At 52.8% G+C, this 18,202-nt stretch carries 20 protein-coding genes; 12 read left to right on the top strand and 8 right to left on the bottom strand.

Annotated features, from left to right (window positions below):
* Position 1: 1 nt before the first annotated feature.
* A complete protein-coding gene (locus AADEFJLK_RS09455) occupies positions 2-1,168 on the bottom strand; it encodes a pyridoxal phosphate-dependent aminotransferase (RefSeq protein WP_103974062.1) in 1,167 nt (388 codons plus the stop codon).
* 107 nt (positions 1,169-1,275) lie between these two features.
* Between AADEFJLK_RS09455 and dksA the strand changes: the two genes are divergently transcribed.
* From dksA to AADEFJLK_RS09505, 11 genes are all read left to right on the top strand, one after another.
* Positions 1,276-1,710, top strand: coding sequence for an RNA polymerase-binding protein DksA (gene dksA, locus AADEFJLK_RS09460; protein ID WP_088620298.1), 435 nt, complete (start codon positions 1,276-1,278; stop codon positions 1,708-1,710).
* 54 nt (positions 1,711-1,764) lie between these two features.
* The gene (locus AADEFJLK_RS09465) at positions 1,765-2,202 is read left to right on the top strand and encodes an SRPBCC family protein (protein WP_103974063.1); all 438 of its coding nucleotides are present in this window, start codon (positions 1,765-1,767) and stop codon (positions 2,200-2,202) included.
* A gap of 24 nt (positions 2,203-2,226) precedes the next feature.
* The gene (gluQRS, locus tag AADEFJLK_RS09470) at positions 2,227-3,105 is read left to right on the top strand and encodes a tRNA glutamyl-Q(34) synthetase GluQRS (RefSeq protein ID WP_103974064.1); all 879 of its coding nucleotides are present in this window, start codon (positions 2,227-2,229) and stop codon (positions 3,103-3,105) included.
* Positions 3,106-3,107: 2 nt separating this feature from the next.
* On the top strand, positions 3,108-3,674 hold the full coding sequence (locus AADEFJLK_RS09475) for a metal-dependent hydrolase (RefSeq protein WP_103974065.1): 567 nt from the start codon (positions 3,108-3,110) through the stop codon (positions 3,672-3,674).
* 169 nt (positions 3,675-3,843) lie between these two features.
* Entirely contained in the window at positions 3,844-4,017 is a 174-nt protein-coding gene (locus tag AADEFJLK_RS24455; RefSeq protein ID WP_170065069.1) for a hypothetical protein, read from the top strand.
* A 98-nt stretch (positions 4,018-4,115) separates the two neighbouring features.
* The gene (locus AADEFJLK_RS09480; protein WP_103974066.1) at positions 4,116-4,430 is read left to right on the top strand and encodes a hypothetical protein; all 315 of its coding nucleotides are present in this window, start codon (positions 4,116-4,118) and stop codon (positions 4,428-4,430) included.
* A 49-nt stretch (positions 4,431-4,479) separates the two neighbouring features.
* Positions 4,480-5,277: an SMI1/KNR4 family protein gene (locus tag AADEFJLK_RS09485; protein WP_103974067.1), complete on the top strand. Its 798-nt coding sequence runs from the start codon at positions 4,480-4,482 to the stop codon at positions 5,275-5,277.
* Entirely contained in the window at positions 5,268-5,615 is a 348-nt protein-coding gene (locus AADEFJLK_RS09490; protein WP_170065071.1) for a uroporphyrinogen-III synthase, read from the top strand. Before AADEFJLK_RS09485 ends, AADEFJLK_RS09490 begins: the two co-directional genes overlap by 10 nt.
* A 102-nt stretch (positions 5,616-5,717) precedes the next feature.
* A complete protein-coding gene (locus AADEFJLK_RS09495) occupies positions 5,718-6,188 on the top strand; it encodes a hypothetical protein (RefSeq protein WP_103974069.1) in 471 nt (156 codons plus the stop codon).
* A gap of 59 nt (positions 6,189-6,247) precedes the next feature.
* Positions 6,248-7,249, top strand: coding sequence for a virulence RhuM family protein/type II toxin-antitoxin system death-on-curing family toxin (locus AADEFJLK_RS09500; protein ID WP_103974070.1), 1,002 nt, complete (start codon positions 6,248-6,250; stop codon positions 7,247-7,249).
* A gap of 248 nt (positions 7,250-7,497) precedes the next feature.
* Positions 7,498-7,773: a hypothetical protein gene (locus AADEFJLK_RS09505; protein WP_146054551.1), complete on the top strand. Its 276-nt coding sequence runs from the start codon at positions 7,498-7,500 to the stop codon at positions 7,771-7,773.
* Positions 7,774-7,850: 77 nt separating this feature from the next.
* Here AADEFJLK_RS09505 and arsS read toward each other — a convergent pair whose 3' ends face one another.
* The 7 genes from arsS to AADEFJLK_RS09540 form a co-directional block, all read right to left on the bottom strand.
* On the bottom strand, positions 7,851-8,804 hold the full coding sequence (gene arsS / locus AADEFJLK_RS09510) for an arsenosugar biosynthesis radical SAM (seleno)protein ArsS (RefSeq protein WP_103974072.1): 954 nt from the start codon (positions 8,802-8,804) through the stop codon (positions 7,851-7,853).
* A gap of 187 nt (positions 8,805-8,991) precedes the next feature.
* Entirely contained in the window at positions 8,992-10,200 is a 1,209-nt protein-coding gene (locus AADEFJLK_RS09515) for a transposase (RefSeq protein WP_103974073.1), read from the bottom strand.
* Between the two features lie 157 nt (positions 10,201-10,357).
* Entirely contained in the window at positions 10,358-12,505 is a 2,148-nt protein-coding gene (locus tag AADEFJLK_RS09520) for a dihydrolipoyl dehydrogenase family protein (protein WP_103974074.1), read from the bottom strand.
* A 77-nt stretch (positions 12,506-12,582) separates the two neighbouring features.
* A complete protein-coding gene (locus AADEFJLK_RS09525; RefSeq protein ID WP_103974075.1) occupies positions 12,583-13,641 on the bottom strand; it encodes a glycosyltransferase family 9 protein in 1,059 nt (352 codons plus the stop codon).
* Positions 13,642-13,696: 55 nt separating this feature from the next.
* A complete protein-coding gene (locus AADEFJLK_RS09530; protein WP_103974076.1) occupies positions 13,697-14,728 on the bottom strand; it encodes a glycosyltransferase family 9 protein in 1,032 nt (343 codons plus the stop codon).
* Positions 14,729-14,734: 6 nt separating this feature from the next.
* Positions 14,735-15,682: a glycosyltransferase family 2 protein gene (locus AADEFJLK_RS09535; protein ID WP_103974077.1), complete on the bottom strand. Its 948-nt coding sequence runs from the start codon at positions 15,680-15,682 to the stop codon at positions 14,735-14,737.
* 21 nt (positions 15,683-15,703) lie between these two features.
* Positions 15,704-16,633 (bottom strand): glycosyltransferase family 2 protein, encoded by a 930-nt coding sequence (locus AADEFJLK_RS09540; protein WP_088621039.1) that lies wholly within the window; start codon positions 16,631-16,633, stop codon positions 15,704-15,706.
* 382 nt (positions 16,634-17,015) lie between these two features.
* Between AADEFJLK_RS09540 and AADEFJLK_RS09545 the strand changes: the two genes are divergently transcribed.
* Positions 17,016-18,200 (top strand): O-antigen ligase family protein, encoded by a 1,185-nt coding sequence (locus AADEFJLK_RS09545; protein WP_103974078.1) that lies wholly within the window; start codon positions 17,016-17,018, stop codon positions 18,198-18,200.
* Positions 18,201-18,202 lie beyond the last annotated feature (2 nt).

Genomic DNA, 18,202 nt, shown 5'->3' on the forward strand with positions numbered 1-18,202 from the left:
GTTATCCTTTGGTAATGAAGTGTTGCAGACGCTGCATAGCGACAGCCATTTTATCGGTAGTTGTGGTATAGGCAAAACGTAAATGTTGCCGGGCGTTGTGGGTGCCGAAATCTTTGCCGGGGGTGATTGCCACCGCTTCTTGCTCCAGCAAGTCCAAAGCGAATTGGAAGCTGTCATCGGTAAAGCGTGAAGCGTCGGCGTAAATATAAAACGCGCCTTCCGGTTTGACCGGAATGCGAAAGCCTAAATCCAGTAAATGCGTGTACAAAAAATCCCGGCGCACCGCCAGTTCGGCGCGGCGGCGTTCCAATTCGGCGCGGGTGTCGGGGCTAAACGCCGCCAGCGAGGCATATTGCGAATGTGTGGAGGTGGCGATGAAAATATTTTGTGCCAATTTTTCGGCGGCGGCAACAAAATCCTCCGGCACCACCAGCCAACCGATACGCCAGCCGGTCATGCCGAAGTATTTGGAGAAGCTGTTAATGACAAACACTTCGTCGCTATAGTGCAGGGCGGTGGTGGCGGGCTGTCCGTAGGTCAAGCCGTGGTATATTTCATCGGAATAAAAACAGCCGCCCAAGCTGTTGACGGTGGCAATGGCCGCTTGCAGCGCGTCGGGGGCAATTAATGTCCCGGTCGGGTTGGACGGTGAGGCAATCAACACGCCCTTGCTGTTAGGCCGCCATTGCGCTTGGATTTGCGCGGCACTCAATTGGTAGGCACTGTCGGCACCGACGGGCAAGGTGCGTGGGATAGCGCCGAACAAGGCGGCAAAATTGCTGTTACAGGGATAACAGGGATCAGCCATCAGCAGTTCCTCGCCTGGGTTCAAACTAATCCCTAAGGCCAGCAAAAACGCCCCTGACGCGCCAGGGGTAATAAAGATACGCTCCGGGGCGACCGTTACGCCGTGCTGCTGCCGATAAAAATCGGCGATGTGCTGGCGCAACGCGGGTAAGCCCGCCGCCGGGGTATATTTTACCTCGCCGGTTTGCAGTAAGGCGATGCCTGCGGCGACGATGCCGGGCGGGGTCGGGAAGTCCGGTTCGCCGATTTCCATGTGGATGACATCCCTGCCTTCGGCCTGCAATTGTTGCGCCCGTTTTAGTATCGCCATCACATAAAAGGCTGAAATGTCTAGCATCCTCGTTGCGGTTTCTTTGCTCATCGTCTCAGGAAAGGTGAAAAAATGCCGATGATACCAATAATCCTTGCTAACGGCCTGCTATTCTGCTAAAAATGCGCGGTTTTATTTAATTTTGTAGGAGTTTATGGATGGCTACTGGTTCTAACGTGGTTGCGTCGCCTTTTACCTTTAAGCCTTATGTGCCAGCAGAAGGCGAAGAGTACATGAATGAAGCCCAATTAAAACATTTTGAGGCTATCTTAAAAAACTGGAAAGCGGAATTGATGCAAGGTGTCGACCGCACGGTCAACCACATGCAGGACGATGCCGCCAATTTTCCTGACCCTAACGACCGTGCCACCCAAGAGTCCGAATTCAGCTTAGAATTGCGTACCCGTGACCGTGAGCGCCGCCTGATCAAGAAAATTGACGATGCCCTGAAAGAAATCGAATCGGGCGATTATGGTTACTGCGAGTCTTGCGGTATCGAAATCGGCATCCGCCGCCTCGAAGCACGGCCTACGGCAACCTTGTGTATCGATTGCAAAACCTTGGACGAAATTCGCGAAAAACAAATGGGCTAAACCTTCGGGCCGTCCTAAAGCCTTTTACCCGCCGTATTTTGAGGGTGTCTGATCATGCTGACCAACATCGACGGCAATGCGCCGGTAACGTGCAGTAAAAGCCTGCTCATCAACGCCACCCCTGCACAGGTTTGGGCGGTGTTAACGGCTATTAACCAATGGCCGGATTGGCAAAGCGGCATTAAACAAGCCCGGCTTAACGGACCGCTGCAAGCCGGCAGCACGTTTGTCTGGCAAACGGGCGGGGCGACTATCCGCTCCACCCTGCACACGGTCGAGCCTTATAGCCAATTGGGCTGGACAGGCAAAACGATGGGACTTTATGCCATCCACAACTGGCATCTTGAGGCCGTCGGTGACCAGACCCAAGTGGCCGTAGAGGAGAGCATGGCTGGCTTATTGGCCACTGTGTTTAAAAAAACCTTTAACAAAACCTTGGCGAACGGAATGCAGCACTGGCTGGCGCAGCTCAAGCAAGCCTGTGAGCAGTAGCCGGACATAGACCGTCGGTTTCCCGTGTCTGCCGATAAACCTCCCATCATTGGCCGATTTGCGCCCTCGCCCACCGGCCCGTTACATTTAGGCTCGTTGTATACCGCCTTAGCCAGCTTTTTGCAGGCCCGCAGCCAACAAGGCCGCTGGCTGTTGCGCATTGACGATCTGGACACCCCGCGTAACCGCCCCGATGCCGTGGCGGCCATCCTTAACGCCTTGGATAATCTGGGTTTACATTGGGATGGCTCTGTCGTTTACCAAAGCCAACAGCTAGACGCGTATCAGGCCATTTTAGCGCAGCTGGAGCAGCGCGGTTGCCTGTACCGTTGCGATTGCAGCCGGAAAATGCTCGGCGGCGAGGCCTATTCGGGGCGTTGCCGTCACCGCCAGATCCCCCCGGACACCGACCATGCCCTGCGCGTAACAACCACCAACCAAACCATCCGCTTTACCGATGCCCTGCAAGGGCCGATAGCAGAAGAACTGCTCAGCCCGCACAGCGATTTTATCGTCCGGCGTAAAGACCATATCATCGCCTATCAGTTTGCTGTGGTGGTCGATGATTATTTGCAGCAGGTCAACGAAATCGTCCGGGGCTGCGACTTGCTCAGCGCCACGCCCAAGCAAATCTATCTGCACCAGCTCTTAGGCTACCCTATACCCCGCTACCTGCATGTGCCGGTGCTGGTCGATGCCCAAGGTTACAAACTCAGCAAACAGACCCTAGCGACCGCCGTTGACACCCGTCATCCGACGGCAGTGCTGTTTACCCTGTTGGCGCTATTACAGCAACAGCCGCCCGTGGCCTTGCAGCAGGCCAGTGTTACGGAAGTCTTGGCCTGGGCCATTGCCCATTGGCAACCGGAACGGCTCCGCAACCAGCAAAGCTTAGGGGTTTAAGTATGTCGTCACTGGTCGGCCATCTTGCCTGTGGGGTCGCCGTGTATCTGGCGCAACCCGCCCACCACCGCGCCCCACGCGCTTTATTGCCCGTGCTGGTCTGGCTCGCCATCTGCCCCGATTTGGATTATCTGGCGTTTTGGCTGTGGCATATCGACTTCCACCCGCGTTTTAGCCATTCTATCGCCTTTGCCGTAGCGACCAGCACCCTAGCGTATTTAGCCTTGTGGCGGTGGCGCATACCGTTTAGTGTTTTGGCTCTAGCGGCACTCTCGCATCCGCTGTTGGATTTCTTGGTGGGCGTACATCCTGTGCCTTTATGGTGGCCGTTTAGCCTGCCCGAAGCCCTCTCGCCCATCGGCCTACTGCCCAGCGCGGGCCGCCTCAGTTTTAATAATGCCTATTTATGGCGCAACCTGTTCATCGAATGCGGCGTATTGCTGCCTGTTCTCGGCGTATTGGTCGCTAGGGCACGGGGCTACCGCATCCGCACCGCGCCGTTGGGTGTGTGGCTGGTATTGCCTTTGTTTGTTGGCTGTTTGTGGTGGTCGTTAAGTTTGCATCGTTGATGCTGATTAAATGGATGGGCATCAGCAAGCGGCAAGCGTAAGGTAAACCGCGAAGTTGAGCATTGCTATCTGGATGTGATTATTTCCGTTATGAGTGTGCAGACAAATGATTATCCGCTCCCCATAATCCGATATAATTAGTAATTAATCATTCCCTTTGGTGGCTGTGATGGCTATAGCGATACTTGATAGCGGTACAGCCCATTTTGTTAACAATGAAGATGTGGCTGAAAAACTGGAAGCTGTAACGCCCCTATTATTTGAGATTTTAAGTGGTTTGCATGGCTTTCAGCTTCCGGTAAATAATCCTGTTTTTCTTAGAAAAAAAAGCAGGCTCAGCTAACAAAGCAACATTTTTCTGTTCCGGGCAGGAAGATTACCTTATTTGAACACCCGCTTGGATTTGCTTTTGATGTTTGCGGTTTGTTGACGGTTATAAGAATGCCATGCTCATGGCTGGCGTTTACAGAAAATGCCGCATGGAATAAAGCAATGCAGGAATGTTTAAACTGCATTGCCGAAGTATTCATGGCAAAAACTATCGCCTATGTTCCTGACAGCATCACTGGGGCATCTGGGTGCTTAGATTTAATTTATTCTTATCAGAAAAAGCCATTGTCAATACAGGATATTATTAATTATCTTAAAGAAAATGGTGATGGCGGTTACTTAATTAAGACAAGAATGCTTGATGGTGAGAACGATATAGAGATAAAAATGCAATGCGACATTATTAAAGATAGGCTGCTGTTTTAAATTTAAATGCCATTACCGATAGGGTGATGGAAGCTACCAAAATCGGCTAATGTCTCTGGGAAATAAAAACTGGCAAATGGTGATGGTTATTTATCTTGTCAGTCTGTGGGGTTGCCAAGAAAATAATAGCAAAAATCAATTGGAACTAAAGCGTAAGGCAGACAATATGACAATTACCCATCAGCATTCGGGATACACGGCAGGGCCAAACCAATGGCAGGCGTTTCTGTCGTGCTGGTACAAAGCTTACCAGCGTCGGTATCAGGTATTGCTTTCGGAAAGCCCGGATTATCCTGAGCTGCCTATTTTAAGTAAATATGGCCTGGAACCTGCGCAACAACAAGTCACCGGAGATATTAACGAAGCTATCGATAAGCTTGAAATGTCACTGGGCACAACCTTACCGAAATCTTACAAGGATTTTTTGCTGGCTTACCAGCCCCCACTGTTTGAACCTAATGTAGTCTATGGATGGGCTGCGGCCATTGGCCTATATGCCCCGGTGCAAGTAGGCCGCGCGGGTATATTAGAACCTGAATTGGTAGGGATCTATGAAGAAATTGCCCAAAAAGAAAAGGGGAGTCGCTATTTTTGCGAAAGATTGCTTCGGCATCCTTGCCGGTCAATCAGCAAAAATCACGCGACCGCTTATGCCTTCGGCTGCCCCAGCCGTCCTGGTCACTCGCTCGCCACCCAACAAGGGGTGGCTCACATGCTCTCCAATGACTCGACGCGATTTCGTATAGCCTGCATTTTCACTTCCGCTTCGCTTCGTGAAAACTCAGGCACTATCGCTTCTGGGGACTACTCGACTCCTGTCTCGCAGCGATGGAGTTCATGGACATAGAGGCGACCGATGAAGACTATTTTGTTTATGGCATAGAGCAAGATTCTGTCACGGGCAGAACCCATTACCTGCGTGATGCGATTGTGGTTGGCAAATATGAGGATGACAGTTCCGCACTCATTTTACTCTATCCGCAAGTCAAGACCGCAGACGGGGAGATGGAGGCGACGATACTCTATCACGCAGGACAATTTCGCGCCCCTTCATTTGCCGAACTGATGCGTCAGCTCAGTTTTTATGAAACTCAAGACATTACCCATGTGCCGCCGTATTCCCAACAATTATTGCAAGGCACTTGTGCCGACAAATTGCCGATGGTTAATGTCTGGTGGAAATGATACTTGGCTTGATAATGCCGTGGCGTATCCGGTCAGAAAAGGTCTGCCATTATTTAGTGTTTTTCTGTTTGAGGTAACGAAAGCCTTAAACGAGAAGGTATTATGCAAAACCCACTGATTAAAACTGGGATTGAATGTGTTCCGGCAGTTGAATGGGTAAAAATACGCCCTGAAATGTATTGGGGTACTTTACAGCCTAAAGCAAGCGACGCGCTGCAAGGCATGGTCGAACAGCTAGCGGTATTGGGGTGCGATGATATTAAAACCTTGATTGCAGGGGATTGGTACTATGTCGGTAGCCGCCATGATTGGCTTAAATCAGGTTTGGATAAAGCGCAAACGTTAGAAAACTTGTTTGGACGCAGCTATGGTTTTCCTGAAGCTGGAGAAACTGCTTTGCGTACGGAGTTTTTTCTTAGCATCTTCGCTGAAAATCTGTTGGTGTGGCGCAATCAGCGTTTAACCAACATCAAAGGCGAATATACTGTAGAGCAGCGGCGGCAATTAGAAGCTAATTTTTATGATGGGGTTGCCGTGGCGTTTAACGGCAATGTCTACGAAACGAATGCTTAATACGAAAAATCCTGCCGCCAACAATCTCTAGCATCAAACAGCAGCTAAGTGAGAATAAAATGACAGAAAACAACGATAACGCCATTATTATTTATGCACTGGACGGAGACCAAGCACAGGTTGCAGTGCAACTGCGTGCAGAAACTATTTGGTTATCGCAAGCGCAAATGGCGACTTTATTTGATAAAGATAGCGATACGATTGGTTTGCATCTCAAAAATATTTACCAATCTGGCGAGTTAGAGGAATCGGCAACTACCGAGAAATCCTCGGTAGTTCAACAAGAGGGCAAGCGGAAAGTTAAAAGAATTATCAATGTTTATAATCTGGATGCCATTATTTCCGTCGGCTACCGCGTCAATTCCAAAAAAGGCACGCAATTCCGCATTTGGGCAAATAACATTCTCAAACAATACCTGATCCAAGGCTACGCGCTGAATGAAGAAAAATTAAAAGCGCAACAGGAAAAATTAGCGGATTTAAAACAGGCGATTGCCTTGTCTTCGCGCTTGTTTCACAGCAAGGATTTGTCGGGCAGCGAATCCCAAGGCATTTTGGCGATATTGGCAAAATACAGCCACGCCCTGACGGTGTTGGACGACTACGACCATCAGCGTTTGCAAGTTGAAGGCACACAGGTCTTAGCACACCCTAAAATCAGCTACGAAGAAGCGATACAGCAAATTTGGCTGTGGCGTGAAAAAGAAAATCTGAGCGGCTTGTTTGGCAATGAAAAAGACCATTCTTTCAAAAGCTCCTTAGCCACCATTTACCAAACCTTCGGCGCAACGGAGTTGTATCCCAGTATTGAGGAAAAAGCCGCTAATCTGTTGTATTTTATTGTTAAAAACCACTCGTTCAGTGACGGTAACAAACGCATTGCGGCGGCTATTTTTGCTTGGTTTTTAGAACGCCATGCGTATTTGTATAACGCCGAAGGGGAGAAGCGGGTAGCCGATAACGCCTTGGTGGCGTTTACCTTATTGATAGCCGAAAGCAAACCCGACGAAAAAGAAACGATTGTTAAGGTCATCATTAACTTAATTAATGATAAAAATTAATGGGGCATATAGATGCCACCACTCATTAAGCGACACAGAGACAGGCCAACCTGAGATTTTGGGTTAGGCGCGAGGTTAAAGCCCTCGGCAATAGCTAAAGGCCATTGCACTCCACTGAGAGGCCGCCGTGAACGGAGTACAATGGTCTTTAGCCATTGCACGATGGCCTAACCGTGTGTGCTAACCTTTAGCCGGTCTTTTGCTCAACGCCGGACTCTAATATGTATCAAATACCGTAGGAGATTATGATGCAACCACAAAATGCAACAGCAGCCCATAGCCTATATGTGCTTTATGAAAGCTTATCCGATGAAACACAGCAATTGTTTTTGCAAGAATTATTAACCAAACAAGCGGAAAAAGTGCAGGCATCATTAAAACAAAGCAGGCAGTCAAGCAAAACACCAGCAGACAGCCATAACCGCTTTGCTGATATATGCGGTATTTTGACTTCCGAAAAAAGCGTATCGCTTGAAGAGATGGAACGGGCTATTGCTCTGCAAGGCGTGGAGCGGTCGGTTTAATGATTGCAATTGACACCAATGTATCAAGCAGGTGTGCATATATCTTTTAACATTGTTATCTCTGAAACCCCCTCCCATCAAACAATCGCCCCCCCGCAACTGCTCCCTTGCCCCGCCGTGCAGCCATAGCAATGCTGTAAGGTATGGATGGGCTGATCCAATAAATCCGCTACCGCGCTGATATGCACGGGCTGTTGTGCCGTGCCTAAGGGCAATTTAAGCATTTGGTTAAAATCACAGTCATAAACAAAACCCTGCCAATCGACGCTTAAGGTATTTTTGCACATCACCTGCGCCAAGGCTTTAGGGTTGTAGTGGTCTTTCAGCAAGGCCATGTAGCTATCGAACTGGCCGTGGCTGAGCAAGACGCTGCCGAAACGTTGGATAGGCAGGTTGGCGAGGGCGAATAAGCGGTTAAAGACGATGCCGTAATGGGCGGCTAAATGCTGTTTATAGGCGAGTTCCAAGGCTTGTTGCGGCGGCGGCAGGCTGGCCCCTTGCGGGTTGAAGACTAGATTTAGCACGAGGCCGCTGTCGGTTTGCCCATAGCCTAGGGCATTGAGTTGGCGCAGGGCGCTAATGCTGGCGTTAAACGTGCCTTTGCCGCGTTGTTTATCGACATTATCTTCCAGATAACAGGGCAGGGAGGCGACAATTTGCACTTGTTGGTCGGCCAAAAATGCCGCCATGTCGGTGTAGCCTTCTTCCAATAACACCACCAGATTGCAGCGGTCGATGACGGTTACGCCTTGGGCGCGGGCGGTGCTGACCAGGCGTTTAAAGTGCGGGTGTAATTCGGGTGCGCCGCCAGTCAGATCCAAGGTATGCAGGTGCTGGCGCTCAAGCAAGGCCAGTACCTGCGCGATGGTGTCCTCGTCCATCATTTCGGTGCGCTTAGGGCCGGCGTTGACGTGGCAGTGTGTGCAACTGAGGTTGCAGCGGTAGCCGAGGTTGACTTGCAGTATCTCCAAACGGTTGCGGCGCAGGGGCGGAAAGTCGCTGTTTTGTAAGTAGGGCAGGGTATCGAGCATAAGCGCTTAGGAACGTGCATGAAATAAAATCTGTTGAACAGGCGAAAGTACGGCAACCCTCTCCCAGCCTACCCCTTGCCAGGGGCAGGGGTATTTTTCCCCTGATTTTTGCCTGTACGACGGGGGAAGGCATTTGCTCCCTCCCCTGCGAAGGGGAGGGCTGGGGTGCTTACAAGTGTAGGTTTTCTTACCCTCCACCCCCTTCTGCGTAAATAGCCAAAGTCACGCCGTTGATTTCCGTCAAACCGGGCCATGCCTCAGGCCGCCCCGGTTTGACGGGCAGGAGTTGGTGGTTCAGCAAGGCGGCGACAATCAAAGACCAGCCGTGTTGGAAAATGCCGACCATCCGCCAGCGCTTCCCTTGTCGCCGTGCCGCACCCGGCACTGATGGTTCCTTGATGTCCAACGGCGTGTCGGCTCCGGCCTCGGCTTCGCCACCGACGGAAAGCAGCCACCAGGTGGCGATGGCAATGGCCATCCACAGCCGCTCCGCCCGCGCCGGATCATCCATGCGCGTATGTTGCCATTGCCAACCGCCCCGCTTGCTGTGCTTGAAGCCCTGTTCTATCCATGCCCTCAAACCGTACCAGCAGGCGTCGGCGCATTCGGGCGCCAGATCGGTCAGCACCAGCCACGGGCCGTTGTGCCCTTCGCCCCAACAGCCCAACAACGTGCAGGGCAACTGTGTCTTTTTGCCGCTGAACGCGGTGCCGCGCCCCTGCCAACGGCGGCCTTCCGCAGGCACCAAACTGCAAAAGGGATGCCAGCGGCACCAGCCTTCGGGACGGAACGAACCTTGGACATTGACGCGCAGGAACGGATGCCATTTCAGTTCCACGATGGCCCCGAACAGCCATTTCGCGTATAAGCCCCGGTCGGCCAGCACGATGACCGTCCAGCCCTCCGGCAACAGTCCCCGGAAACGCCCCAACAACGCCAGCCATTCCGGTTTCCAGGCGTGTTTCTCCGTGGCTTTCAGCACCTTCCAGGCGATCGGCACGGCACAGCCACGGTACACGACACTGATGGCCAGCACGGTGAACCGATCCCCCAGGCTCGTCGCATCCATGGCGATGGCGAGCTGGCGGCCTGCCCAGCCGTCCAATACCCAGGCCAGCCACGGCGCCCAACACTCGGTGACGCAAAGGTCGGCACGCCGCCGCCCCGATTTCGCGCCCGCTTCCCGATAGGTGTCACGCAACCTTTCACGCAGCGTGTTGTACTTTTGCCACAGCAGCGGCGACAACACGTCGGCCACGGCGCTCAGGCTGCATGAACGCGCGACGGCCATGCCAAAACTCCACAACGCCAAGCCCAATGCCTGTGGCTTGCTGAGGGACGGAAAATGCATGGCAATCGTGTCGATCCATTGGTATAGTTCTGGATGGCGGGGCATGGCGGCACCTTCGGTAAACGGATGTTGATGACACTCATCAATTTACTCTCAACGCTTTGCCCCGTCACTTTTTAAAAACCTACACTTGTAAGGGGCTGGGGTGGGGTTTAACACGCAGAGGTGCAATGGAACGCCTACTTAATTTCATGTACATTCCTTAGTGCCGCCGCCAGCGGTGATAGGCGGCGACTAAGGTTAATAGGGTTTGTGGGGCGTGGGCGCGTTTCCAGACCCCCGCCGCGTATTTGTTGGCTTCCGCTAAGGTCGGGTAGCTGTGGACGCTGCCGAGGATTTTATTTAAGCCCAGTTTGTGGGTCATGGCCAAAACATATTCCGCTAACAATTCGCCCGCCTGTTCGCCGACGATGGTGACACCTAAGATTTTGTCGGTGTCCGGTACGGTCAGGACTTTGACAAAGCCGTGCGCAACCCCGTCGGTGATCGCCCTGTCCAGTTCGGCCAGCGGGTAGGTGCTGGTTTCGTAAGCGATGCCTTGGGCTTGCGCCTCTTGTTCGTTAAGGCCGACCCGCGCCACTTCGGGGTCGATGAACGTGGTATGGGGCAGGGCGGTATAATCGGTGCGGAATTTTTTGACCTGTCCGAACAGGGCGTTAACGGTGGCATACCAAGCCTGATGGGCGGCTGCATGGGTAAATTGATAGGGGCCGGCGACATCGCCACAAGCGAAGATGTTAGGGTAATTGGTGGCTTGGAAGCCGTTGGTGGCGAGGGTGTGTGTTTCGGACAGTTTCAGCCCCAAGGTTTCGCCGCCAAAGCCTGTGACCGTGGCGCGGCGGCCTAAGGCCACCAGCACTTGGTCGAAGCCTAGGCGGCGGCTTTGGCCTTGCTGGTCACAAATCAGAATTTTTTCGCCGTTTTCGATAACAAACGCCGTCGCTTCATGTTCCAGCAACACGGTGATGCCTTCTTGCCAGAACCGGGCGTGGATAAGCTCGGAGACCTCGCTGTCTTCGCCCGCCAATAAGCGCGGCAGGCGTTCGACGAGGGTGATGCTGCTGCCTAAACGGGCGAAGGCTTGCGCCATTTCGCAGCCTATCGGACCGCCGCCTAAGATCAACAGGCGTTTGGGTTGTTCCTGCAAATCCCATAACGTGTCTGAGGTCAGATAGCCTATATCCGCCAAGCCCGGAATCGGTGGCACGAAGGGCTTCGCGCCCGTGGCGATGATAATGGCGCGGCTGGTGATGACTTGACTACCGCTGTCGGTGCTGACCGACACCGACCACGGTGACAGCAAGGTTGCCTTGCCGTGGATGACGTTGACCCCTAAGTCTTGGTAGCGTTCGGGCGAATCATGCGGGGCAATGGCTTGGATGGTGGCGTGTACCCGCGCCATCACCGCCGCAAAATCGACTTCGGCAACCGGGACGTGGATGCCCAGTTCGCCGCTGCGGCGAATTTGCGCCACGGCTTTGGCGCTACGGATTAAGGCCTTGGACGGTACGCAACCCGTATACAGGCAATCGCCGCCCAGGTGTTGCTGTTCGACCAGCGTCACTTTGGCGCGGACGGCGGCGGCGATATAGGCGCTGACCAAGCCCCCCGATCCCGCCCCGATGACCAGCAGATTATTGTCGAAATGTTGAGGTTTAGGCCAGTTGCCGTAGGCTTTGCGGGCTTCTAGGGTACTAAGGACGGTTCTGGCCAGCCACGGGAACAAGCCCAATAAGACAAAAGAGCCGATAAGGCCGGGCGATAAGATGCCGCTGAGCGAGTCCAGTCCGGCGAGTTGGGTGCCTGCGTTGACATAGACTATCGTGCCCGCCAACATGCCCAACTGGCTGACGGTATAAAAGCTGCGGGTGCTGATGTGGGTCAGCCCCATGACCAGGTTAATGACGAAAAACGGGAACAGCGGCACGAGCCGTAAGGTGAATAGGTAAAACGCGCCTTCCCGCGCCATGCCCTCGTTAATGGTTTTCAGGCGGTCGCCAAAATGGCGTTGGATGGGGTCGCGGAATAAAAACCGCGCCGCCAAAAATGCCAAGGTCGCGCCGATGCTGGAGGCAAACGAGACGATGATAGTCCCCCACAACAGGCCAAACAAGAGCCCCCCGGCCAAGGTCATGACGGTCGCACCGGGTAGGGAGAGGGCGGTCACGATGATATAAAGCAGACTGTACAGCAACACCGTCATGGCCCAGTGTCCATCCCGCCAAGCAAACAATTGCTCTTGCTGGGCTTTAAGGCCGTCCAGCGTCAGATAATCTAAGCCGCCAACCGCAAAAAACACGGTGATGGCGACGGCGATAAAGCTCAGTAACAGGATGCGGGGCAGAGTCATGGGGTGGCACCGAAGTGGGTAGGCGCAAGGTTAGCCCCTATTCTTACTCCCTTTTCGGCGGGGTGTCGATGGATTTTTTAGGGCTGGCTTAGGCTGTCTGAACAAGGTGGGGTGCTGGAATCGTCAGCAAACCACGCCGAGACCCGCTCCTTAACGCTGGCGGGGCTGATGGCGACAATACACGGGCAGGCTTGCTGGTTTTTGTCGCCGCAGCAGGGCGTGGTGCTGTGGAGTATCGCCGCCGCCCGCCCGACCGGGGCCCAGCGTTGGTAAATGCTGGGCTTGGATTGGAACAGGCCTAAGGTATGCAGGCCTAAGGCGGCGGCGAGGTGCAATGGGCCGGTGCTGCCGGCGACTAGGCCGTCGCAGGCCATCATTAAGGTCATCAGTTCGTCTAAGGTCAATTGCCCGACGGTATCGACCACATCCGCCTGCCGCCCAGGGCTGTTAAGTAACGGCGTTAAGTACGCCCGCTCCGCCGCCGTGCCGGTAATCAGCCATTGATAACGTTCCGGGTCTAGGGAGTCAATCAGTTGGGCGTAACTGGCTAACGGCCATCGGTGGGCTTGGGAGGTAATTGATGCGGGATGCAAAATAATCCGGTGTTTGTTAACGTTCAGCCCGAAGCGTCCGGTTAAGGCGTGGTCAGTTTTTGGGGCAAACCGGTAGTAATCCGGCACGGCGTTTAGGTCATCGGCGATAATATGGAGGGGGCGTAAATATTGCAGATCCAGCAGGCGCTTGTTCAAGTGCCGGAAGCAGCGGGAGATGGCGACGGTATGGGTACACAAAAACCAGTTGTAGTAACGGTATAAAGAGCCGATACGGATGGGGATGGCGGCGGCTTTGGCCGCCAAGCCGCGTTTTTTTGAGGTGTTGGCTTGGATAAACACGTCGATATTGAGGCTTTTTAGCAGCGGCGGCAAGTCGGCGGCGGCTTCGGGCAAGCTATAGACTTCATCGACATCCAAGCACCGCCGGGCGACAGTGGCGGTGTTGGGGCAGGTTAAAAAAATGACGGTCGCTTCGGGGTAATGGCGTTTGATCGCCGCCGCCATCGGTAAGCTGATGACCAAGTCGCCTAGGTGCGAGGTTTTGGCGATTAGGATGCGCTGAAAGGATATGCCCGGCTTCATGTCACTAAATTCCTTTCCGTCATCTGTTCATCGGTTATCGCGCTGCGCCTGGGCATTAACGGGTTAGGCCGCGCTGGCGGGCGAAATCTGCATAAATTTTATCTAAGGTCTGCTTTAGCGCTAACGGTTGGATGGCTTGGGTACACGGGCACTGCGCTTTGTCTTGGCGGCAATCGTTACAGGTTTTGTCCAGGACGAAGATGTGCGTATGTTGGCCTATCGGTTGCCAGCGTCCCGGATGGATAGGGCGCATCGGCGGGTAAATGCCCAGCGCGTGTTTTTGGAGGGCGGCGGCGATATGCAACGGCCCGGTGCTGCAAGCGACTAAGCCGTCACAAGCGGCGACAAAGGGGATGAATTCAGGCAAGCTCATCAGGCCGCTGATGTCAGTGACGCGCTCGCCCACAGCGGCGAATAAGGGCTGTAATGCGGCTTGCTCATTGGCGGTGCCGGAAATGAAAATTTGGAACTTATCCGTATCCAGCAACTTAATCAGGCTGATGTAATGCTCAATAGCCCATTCCCTGGCGCTGCCGCGTGATTTAGGATGTAGGATAAGCTTAAACTTATCGGCTTGCAACAAGGCGGCAAAAGGTGCGGGCAGGGCGGGCAGGCGGCTCATGTCGACCAGTTGGGCGATTTCGGGTAAGGTAAAGTCATGGCGGATCCCTAACGGCTTTAACAGTTTGAGGTTTAACTGCGCCTCGTGCAGGGGCGAGTTGCTGCGGCTGAGTTTGACCAGCTTATTGCAGGTCAGCCAGTGGAACCAGCGGTTAGTCGTGCCTATCCGCCACGGTATCTGTAGCTCTTTGCCCCGTTTGGCAAGGTCGGCACGCGGTAGGATATGCAGCAGGCATTGGGGTTTTTCGCCCGCCAGCGTGACGGGGCCGCTTAAAAAATCGGCTTTATCAATAAACACGTCAATATGCGGACAGGCCTCAACAATCGCCTTGGTGTAAGGCGTACCGATAAAGCCGATGGTGGCATTGGGGAAATGCTGTTTTAAGACCGCTGCAACGGGTAGGGTTAGCACGACATCGCCTAAGCTGTCGGTGCGGCTGATAAGAAAGTTGGTGGGAGTGGGCATAAAATCTCAAATCATTTTAAAAAAAGCTTTAATACAGTGCAGCCGCTGTTTTAATTCGGGGTGGGCATATTTTTTATGCAGCAAAATTTGATGCCGGTGGCGGAAAAATAGGCGCATCCTTAACCAATTGTTGCGCAAAGAAAAGCTTTGGTGGCTTTGGTAGAGTTGATAAATCACAGCTTTTTCAGGCAAATGATCGGGGCATTTCTCATAGAGGGTCTTTAAGCGTTGTTGGGCATGGGCCATGCGTTGGTGGGGGTCGGCTTTTGTTCCGGCCAATTTTTTCCGGTCTTTTTTATGTAGGGCGTTAGTCAGGTTGGCATCATGGCGGCGGTATTGTACCAGCACTTGGTCGACGAACTTTACCGAGCCGTTAAAGCTGGCGACGAAGCCTAGCCAGTTATCATGGGAAAAAATGGCCGGGAACGGCGCTGCCGCTTGGACGAGCTGGCGGGTCATTAACATGGCATGGCCGAGCGCCGAGATGCCCACTTCGATATACATCAGCGGGTTATCAAAATCGGTCAGATTTTTGGTGTCGCTCATTTTACTGCCCAAGCGTTGCCCGGCGCTGTCGATAAATTCCGAGTCACCGTAGGCGATGGCATGGTCGCCGATGTGCGCCAGCAGCACGGCGATTTTGTCGGGCAACCAAATGTCGTCTTGGTCGCAGGGGGCTATATAATCACCTTGGGCCAATAAAAAGCCTTGTTCAAAATTTTTGGCATGGCCTAGGTTAGTCGGGTTTTTTACGGCGCGAAAATGCGGGTAGCGGGCGGCGTAACGGTCTAAGAGCGCGGGCGTGCTATCGGTAGAGGCATCATCAACGGCGATAATCTCTATGCGCTGATAAGTCTGGCGCAATAGGCTTTCGACCTGTTCGGACAGAAAACGTTCCCCATTGTAGGTGGCTAAAATAATAGAAACGAGGGGCGTGTGGGGATTAGGGGTCATGATGGGGTAGATGCAACTGATTTAAGTTATTTTAAAGAACATTTTTAAGCAGTATAGGCAGCGTCTGAATTCGTTGCGTTTTTTGTAACTGAGGATTTGTTTTCTGTACTTAAAAAAGATCATCATCCGGGTGAAGTTATTGGTGATAGAGTAACTCTGATAGCTATTGTAGAGTTTCCGCAACACTTCTTTGGTTTCGCTTAAATGCTCAGGACATTTGTCGTACAGCAATTTTACCCGGTGCTGGGCGTTTTCTTTGCGTTGGCGGGCGGTTTCTTTTTGCTTGTTGCTGGAGTTGAGGGAGCCAAATATGTTGGCATCGTGGCGGCGGTAGAGCACTAAGGTTTGGTCAATGAACTTCAGCGAGCTGGCAAAGGTCGCTACAAACGCTAACCAGTAATCATGGGGCATAATGGTGCTGGGAAAAGGCATGGTGTCCATGACCAGTTGCCTTGTTATGAGCATGGCGTGTCCTGGCACGGAACCGCCGACGATGAACATCAGCGGGTCGTCAAAATGGGTAAGGACTTTTTCTTGGCTCATTTTTTTTCCCAGCAATTCCCCCGTGCTATTAATGAAGCTGGAGTCGCAATACACGATCGCATGTTCACCAATATGCGCTAATAAGACGTCGATTTTAGTGGGCAACCAGATGTCGTCTTGGTCGCAAGGGGCAATATAATCGCCTTTGGCCAGCAGAAACCCCTTTTCAAAGTTTTTTTGGTAGCCGAGGTTTTGCCCGTTACTGACGGCTGTAAAATGGGGATGCCGGGCGGCATACTCGGTTAAAATGGCGAACGTATTGTCGGTAGAGCAATCATCGACGGCAATAACTTCAAGGTGCTGGTAGGTCTGTTGCAGGATGCTGTCGAGCTGTGCGCGTAAAAAGCGTTCCCCGTTGTAAGTGGCTATCACAACCGATACGAGAGGAAGAGGTAACGAGGTATCCATAAATGCTTTAATTGCCAGGTTATTTGGAGTGGTATTACGGGTGCCGCCGGGTTTTCAATATAATAAAGCCGCCTAATGGGCTGCTTTTTCTGGGTCAGGAGGCTGTCGGTTATGGTGTGGGTTGCCGTTGCTGTCAACATTCAATTTAAGTGACCGCTCATTAATCATTTAACATAACCCCCTCCCAACCTCCGCGTTCCCTGAGCGAAGCCGAAGGGGACAGGGAGAGCGGATTTTTCTCCTGGCGTTCACCTGTACGACGGGGGCGGCGCTGGGGGCCTCCCCTGCGAAGGGGGGGGCTGGGGTCAGACAGTTTAACGGATGTTAAAAAATATATGCACACCTACTTACTTTCCGTAGGTAGCCTTAGGTTAAAAACGCAATGCAGACAAGCCTTATCACTAAAAATACATCTCTTCTGTTAGCTTTATTTATTATCGCCATTTATTTTTCCACCAGCCTTGTAACGATTTTATCAGTTTTACTCGGTCTGTTGTGGCTATTTTCTGGACGCTTTAAGACCTTGCCGACCATTGTCAGGCGTTGCCCGATTGCCGCTTGGGCAGTGGGGCTATGGGCGTGCTTGTGGCTGGGCTTGGTTTATAGCCGCGCCCCGTTGCCCGATGGCTTGGCAATGGTGAACAAATACAATGAGTTGTTTTTTATTCCGGTGTTGTTGGCGTTTTTAGATGACAGCCATGCCCGCGCTTGGTTATGGAAGGGCTTTATCGTGGCCTCGTTGGCGGCGTTGCTGTGTTCGTATCTGATGGCGATGGGCGTTTTGCCGCTGAACGAACAGGGCGACCCGTGTTTTAAGAGTCGCATCACTTACAGCATTTTTATGGCGTTTTTTACCTTTTACTGCGCCCATCAGGCTCATCAGAATAAAGGTGGCCGCCTGTTATATCTGTCGGTGGGGCTGTTATGCGGGTATAACCTGTTTTTTATCGTGCAAGGCCGGACGGGGCAGTTGGTGTTGGTGGCCTTGGCCTTGTTGTTTGCTTGGCAACGCTTTCATCGCTTAGGCCGGGTGGTGGCAGTCGTGGTGTTGGCGGTGTCTTTAGGCGTGTTTGTCGGCTATTCCGATAAGGCCAAACGGTTGCAGGAAGGCATTGAAAATACCCGGGCCTATTTAAAGCCCCAACCTGAGCAAGTCGACTCTACGCTGAACTTACGCTATGGTTTTTGGCAAAATTCGCTCAAACTCATGGCGGAAAAGCCCTTATTGGGTTTCGGCACGGGCAGTTTTAACCAAGAATACCGGCGCGTGGTGGCAGACCCCCGGCTGTGGACGAGCAACCCGCATAATGAGCCGTTGATGATAGGCGTACAGTTGGGGCTGGTCGGTGTCTTGGTTTACGCAGGCTTTTTGTGGAGCCAATTTAGTTGTGCCCGCCAGTTACCCATACCTGACCGCTGCTTGGCGCAAGGGCTGTCGCTGGCATTGGTGGTCGCCAGTGTCTTTAATAGCCCGATGCTCGACCATGGTGAGGGGCATTGGTTTGCCGTGTTGATTGCGTTGTGTTTTGCGCCGTTGTATGGGGAGGTCGCCAAGCCGTTAGCTTGAGC

The organism is Methylovulum psychrotolerans, assembly GCF_002923755.1.
Taxonomy (GTDB): domain Bacteria; phylum Pseudomonadota; class Gammaproteobacteria; order Methylococcales; family Methylomonadaceae; genus Methylovulum; species Methylovulum psychrotolerans.

Coding starts and splice junctions, on each gene's coding strand:
- AADEFJLK_RS09540 (WP_088621039.1), bottom strand. CDS start 16,633: ATGGATACCTCGTTACCTCTTCCTCTCGTATCGGTTGTGATAGCCACT.
- AADEFJLK_RS09480 (WP_103974066.1), top strand. CDS start 4,116: ATGCCATGCTCATGGCTGGCGTTTACAGAAAATGCCGCATGGAATAAA.
- AADEFJLK_RS09515 (WP_103974073.1), bottom strand. CDS start 10,200: ATGCCCCGCCATCCAGAACTATACCAATGGATCGACACGATTGCCATG.
- AADEFJLK_RS09530 (WP_103974076.1), bottom strand. CDS start 14,728: ATGCCCACTCCCACCAACTTTCTTATCAGCCGCACCGACAGCTTAGGC.
- AADEFJLK_RS09485 (WP_103974067.1), top strand. CDS start 4,480: ATGTCTCTGGGAAATAAAAACTGGCAAATGGTGATGGTTATTTATCTT.
- AADEFJLK_RS09520 (WP_103974074.1), bottom strand. CDS start 12,505: ATGACTCTGCCCCGCATCCTGTTACTGAGCTTTATCGCCGTCGCCATC.
- AADEFJLK_RS09545 (WP_103974078.1), top strand. CDS start 17,016: ATGCAGACAAGCCTTATCACTAAAAATACATCTCTTCTGTTAGCTTTA.
- AADEFJLK_RS09455 (WP_103974062.1), bottom strand. CDS start 1,168: ATGAGCAAAGAAACCGCAACGAGGATGCTAGACATTTCAGCCTTTTAT.
- dksA (WP_088620298.1), top strand. CDS start 1,276: ATGGCTACTGGTTCTAACGTGGTTGCGTCGCCTTTTACCTTTAAGCCT.
- AADEFJLK_RS09495 (WP_103974069.1), top strand. CDS start 5,718: ATGCAAAACCCACTGATTAAAACTGGGATTGAATGTGTTCCGGCAGTT.
- AADEFJLK_RS09465 (WP_103974063.1), top strand. CDS start 1,765: ATGCTGACCAACATCGACGGCAATGCGCCGGTAACGTGCAGTAAAAGC.
- AADEFJLK_RS09500 (WP_103974070.1), top strand. CDS start 6,248: ATGACAGAAAACAACGATAACGCCATTATTATTTATGCACTGGACGGA.
- AADEFJLK_RS24455 (WP_170065069.1), top strand. CDS start 3,844: ATGGCTATAGCGATACTTGATAGCGGTACAGCCCATTTTGTTAACAAT.
- AADEFJLK_RS09490 (WP_170065071.1), top strand. CDS start 5,268: ATGGACATAGAGGCGACCGATGAAGACTATTTTGTTTATGGCATAGAG.
- arsS (WP_103974072.1), bottom strand. CDS start 8,804: ATGCTCGATACCCTGCCCTACTTACAAAACAGCGACTTTCCGCCCCTG.
- AADEFJLK_RS09505 (WP_146054551.1), top strand. CDS start 7,498: ATGCAACCACAAAATGCAACAGCAGCCCATAGCCTATATGTGCTTTAT.
- AADEFJLK_RS09475 (WP_103974065.1), top strand. CDS start 3,108: ATGTCGTCACTGGTCGGCCATCTTGCCTGTGGGGTCGCCGTGTATCTG.
- AADEFJLK_RS09525 (WP_103974075.1), bottom strand. CDS start 13,641: ATGAAGCCGGGCATATCCTTTCAGCGCATCCTAATCGCCAAAACCTCG.
- AADEFJLK_RS09535 (WP_103974077.1), bottom strand. CDS start 15,682: ATGACCCCTAATCCCCACACGCCCCTCGTTTCTATTATTTTAGCCACC.